Origin of the sequence: Pseudoxanthomonas broegbernensis (assembly GCF_014202435.1) — a bacterium.
In the GTDB taxonomy this organism is placed as follows: Bacteria; Pseudomonadota; Gammaproteobacteria; order Xanthomonadales; family Xanthomonadaceae; genus Pseudoxanthomonas; species Pseudoxanthomonas broegbernensis.
Map to the genome: position 1 here is coordinate 1 of NZ_JACHGU010000022.1, position 3,649 is coordinate 3,649.

Consider the following 3,649-nt stretch of genomic DNA (forward strand, 5'->3'; position numbering starts at 1 on the left):
GACCATCGTGCAGATGGACGAGACCACCCAGCAGAACGCCGCCCTGGTCGAGGAAGCCTCCGCCGCCGCACGCGCCATGGAGGAACAGGCCGCCGCACTCTCACAGGAAATCGCCGTGTTCCGCATCGACGCCAACGGTGGCACCATGGCGCTGCCTCACGCCGCGTGAATCCCGCCGCGCCGCGCGCAGTACGCTGCCCGCGGCGCGGCACGGTCAACTTTCCCGCGGCCGTGCCGATAGGCATTGGAGCCTTCCCATCCCGATCCGCTCACCCTGACCGATGCCGGCTGCCCACGAATCCCTCGCGGAACCGCTGGATCTCGAGGACGCGCGCTATACGCTGCACGATCCCCGCGAGATCGCACGGGTGTTGCAGGCGCTGATCGACAGCCGCGCGTTGATCAGCGCCCACATCATGCCCGGCGGGCTGCCCTGCCCCACGGCGCTGCTGGAAGTGGGCGCGGACGGCAACATCCTGATCGACGGCAGCCAGCAGGAAACCATCAACCAGCGCATCGCCGGCGCCCATCACCTCACCTGCATCTCGCAATTGGACCGGGTGCGCATCCAGTTCCGCCTGGCCGGGCTGGTCCGGGTCGAGGTGGAAGGCCGCGCCGCCTTCTCCACGCCCGCCCCGGAATCCCTGCTCAAGCTCCAGCGGCGCGAGCTCTACCGGCTTTCGCTGATCCCCGGCCCGCCCGTGACCCTGCAGGTGCCGCCGCTGGAAGAGGACGCCCCGCCGCTGCAACTGCGGGTGCTGGACCTGAGCGGCGGCGGCCTGGCCCTGTCGATCCGGGACGAGGACGAGCACCGCTTCCCGGCCCGCGCCGTGCTGGAAGGCTGCCTGCTGCAGTTGCCGGACGCCGAGCCGATCCCGGTGCAGGTGCAGGTCGCGCACCTGTCACGGCGCGAGCCGCCGCTGGCCGGTGCCACCCTGCGCGCCGGCTGCCGCTTCCTGGCCCTGCCCGGCCCCGCCGAGAAGCACATCCTGCAGTACATCTTCCGGGTGGAGCGCCAGCGCAACGCGCGCGAGCGCCGGGCGGTGTGAACCGCGCCGCCTAAAGTTGCGGCCGGGCCGGCCGATCTCCGGGGTAGTCCTCCCGCGCCGCGGCGCGGCCATGTCCTGCAGGAGCGCGTCCATGAGCAGCACCCCGGCCCCCAACACCGGAGAATTCCTCACCTTCACCCTGGGTGAAGAGCACTACGGGGTCGACATCCTGAAGGTCCAGGAAATCCGCGGCTACGACTCGGTGACCCGGGTCCCGGACGCGCCGGAGTACATCAAGGGCGTGATCAACCTGCGCGGCACCATCGTGCCGGTGATCGACCTGCGCCTGAAGCTGCGCCTGCGCGAGGCGCGCTACGACAGCTTCACGGTGATGATCGTGCTCAACGTGGAGGACCGGGTGGTCGGCATTGTCGTGGACGGCGTGTCTGACGTGGTGCCGCTTTCGGAGGAGCAGATCCGGCCGACGCCCGAGTTCGGCGCCGCGGTCGATACCCGCTTCATCTGCGGCATCGGCACCGTGGACGACCAGATGCTGATCCTGCTCGACATCGAAACGTTGCTCGACAGCGCCGACCTTGGGCCCGAATCGCCGCTGGAAGCGGTGGCCTGATTCCTAAAGTCCGGCATCCACAGGCCGATAGCGCTGGTACAGGGCCCCGCCAGAGGCCCGGATTTTTTCCATTTGCCATTGGAGTCCCGAGCATGAAACCGACCGCCACGCTGCTGTCCACGGCCATCGCGCTGCTGGCCGCTTCGCCACTGGCCGCCTTCGCCCAGGAGGCGATACCCGCCGAGCAGGCCGTGCGCCACGTCGGCAAGGAGGGCATGGTCTGCGGCAAGGTGGAGAAGACGCGCTATGCCCAGAACTCCGAGGGCGAGCCGACCTTCCTCTACATGGGCGGCGCGTTCCCGCGCCACACCTTCTCCGCGCGCATCCCGGGCGACCAGCGCAACAAGTTCAAGCCCACACCGGAGGAACTGGAGGGCCGCGACGTCTGCATCATCGGCACGATCAAACGCGATGCCAGCCGCGCCGAGGTCGAGGTGACCTCGCCCGCCAGCATCAAGCTGGCCACCATCAAGTAAGTAACCGAACCGCCGCACCGGCCGGGACGACAGCCTCCCGGCCGGCCCCGCCGCGAAGTCCAGGGGAATACGTTCCATGCATTGGCTCAAGAACCTCAAGCTCACCCCCAAGCTCATGCTGGCCTTCGGCGTGGTGCTGGCCTTGATGGTCGTCCAGGGTGTCGGCGCCTACCTCGGACTGGCCTCGCTCAACCGGTCGACCACGCACCTGGCCGGAAACACCATCGACACCGTGTCCACGGCCGCCGAGCTGCGCGCGCTGATCAACGAGTACCGCATCGTCTCCTACCGCGGCCTGGTCCGCGCCAGCGAAGCGGCCAAGCTCAACGCGCGCAAGCGCGCCACCGAGCTGGCCACGGCCATCGACGAGGCCAGCGCCTCCTACGACAAGCTGGTGACCACCCCGCGCGAGCGCAAGCTGTTCGACGAGTTCGCCGCTTCCTGGCAGCAGGCCCACGCCTCCTACGAGTCGGTCAACGAGATGATCGACCTGGAGCTGCCCGACGACGCCCTGGATACCTTCCTCGGCGAGACCTCCAACCTCCACGACCAGACCACCACCGCCATCATCGGCCTGGTCGGCGAGGCCGATCGCCAGGCCAACGAGGCCGGCTCGAACGCGCGCAGCGCCTATACCGCCTCCGGCACCCTGATCGTGGTCATCATGCTGGTCGGCATCGGCGGCGGCCTGGCCATCGCCTGGTTCCTGGCCCGCAGCCTGGCCCGCGCCATGCGCGACGCGGTGGGCGTGGCCAACGACGTGGCCGGCGGCAAGCTGGACAGCAACATCGACTCCTCGCGCGAGGACGAGATCGGCGACCTGCTCAAGGCCATGCAGCGCATGCAGCACGACCTGCGCGAGCGTACCGAGCGCGACCAGAAGGCTGCCAACGAGAACCTGCGCATCCGCACGGCGCTGGAAAGCTCCTCCATCGGCCTGATCATCACCGACCACGAACTGCAGGTGGTCTACACCAATCCGGCGCTCAACCAGATGGTCGACAGCTACTCCGACGAGATCGCCGCCGCCCTGCCCGACCTGGATCCGGAACTGCCGCTGGCCGGCCAGCCGCTGGCGGTGCTCGAACGCGACGGCAAGGTCGACCCGGCCTTCGTCGCCCAGTTGGAGAAGGACGGCCGTGCCCAGCGCGAGATGCAGTACGGCCGCGCCTGCTTCGCCCAGAACGTGTCGGTCATCCGCAACGACGAGGGCGAGAGCGTGGGCACCGTGTGCGAATGGCGCGACCGCACCGTCGAGGTGCAGGTCGAGCAGGAAGTGGCCCGCATCGTCGAGGCCGCCGCCGACGGCGACCTCGCCGGCCGGGTCGGCACCGACGACAAGCACGGCTTCCTGCTGCAACTGGCCCAGCAGCTCAACACCTTGCTGGAAGCCAACGAGACCAGCCTGGACGAGGTCTCGCGCCTGCTGACCGCGCTCTCCCAGGGCGACCTGACCACGCGCATGGAGGGCGACTTCCACGGCGTGTTCGCCCGCATGCGCGACGACGCCAACGCCACCGTCGCCCAGCTCACCTCCATCGTCTCGCGCATCC

At 69.0% G+C, this 3,649-nt stretch carries 4 protein-coding genes; all 4 read left to right on the top strand.

Translation table 11 applies throughout. The features are described from left to right. Positions 1-281 precede the first annotated feature (281 nt). Positions 282-1,049 carry a flagellar brake protein gene (locus HNR76_RS15150; RefSeq protein ID WP_162312315.1) on the top strand — a complete coding sequence of 256 codons (768 nt, stop codon included), beginning with the start codon at positions 282-284 and terminating at the stop codon, positions 1,047-1,049. Positions 1,050-1,140: 91 nt separating this feature from the next. Beyond that, on the top strand, positions 1,141-1,620 hold the full coding sequence (locus HNR76_RS15155) for a chemotaxis protein CheW (protein ID WP_183982364.1): 480 nt from the start codon (positions 1,141-1,143) through the stop codon (positions 1,618-1,620). 92 nt (positions 1,621-1,712) lie between these two features. Further along, a complete protein-coding gene (locus tag HNR76_RS15160) occupies positions 1,713-2,096 on the top strand; it encodes a hypothetical protein (protein ID WP_162312317.1) in 384 nt (127 codons plus the stop codon). Between the two features lie 76 nt (positions 2,097-2,172). After that, positions 2,173-3,649, top strand: a 1,477-nt coding sequence (locus tag HNR76_RS15165) for an MCP four helix bundle domain-containing protein (protein WP_183982366.1), incomplete at its 3' end; no start/stop codon positions are given.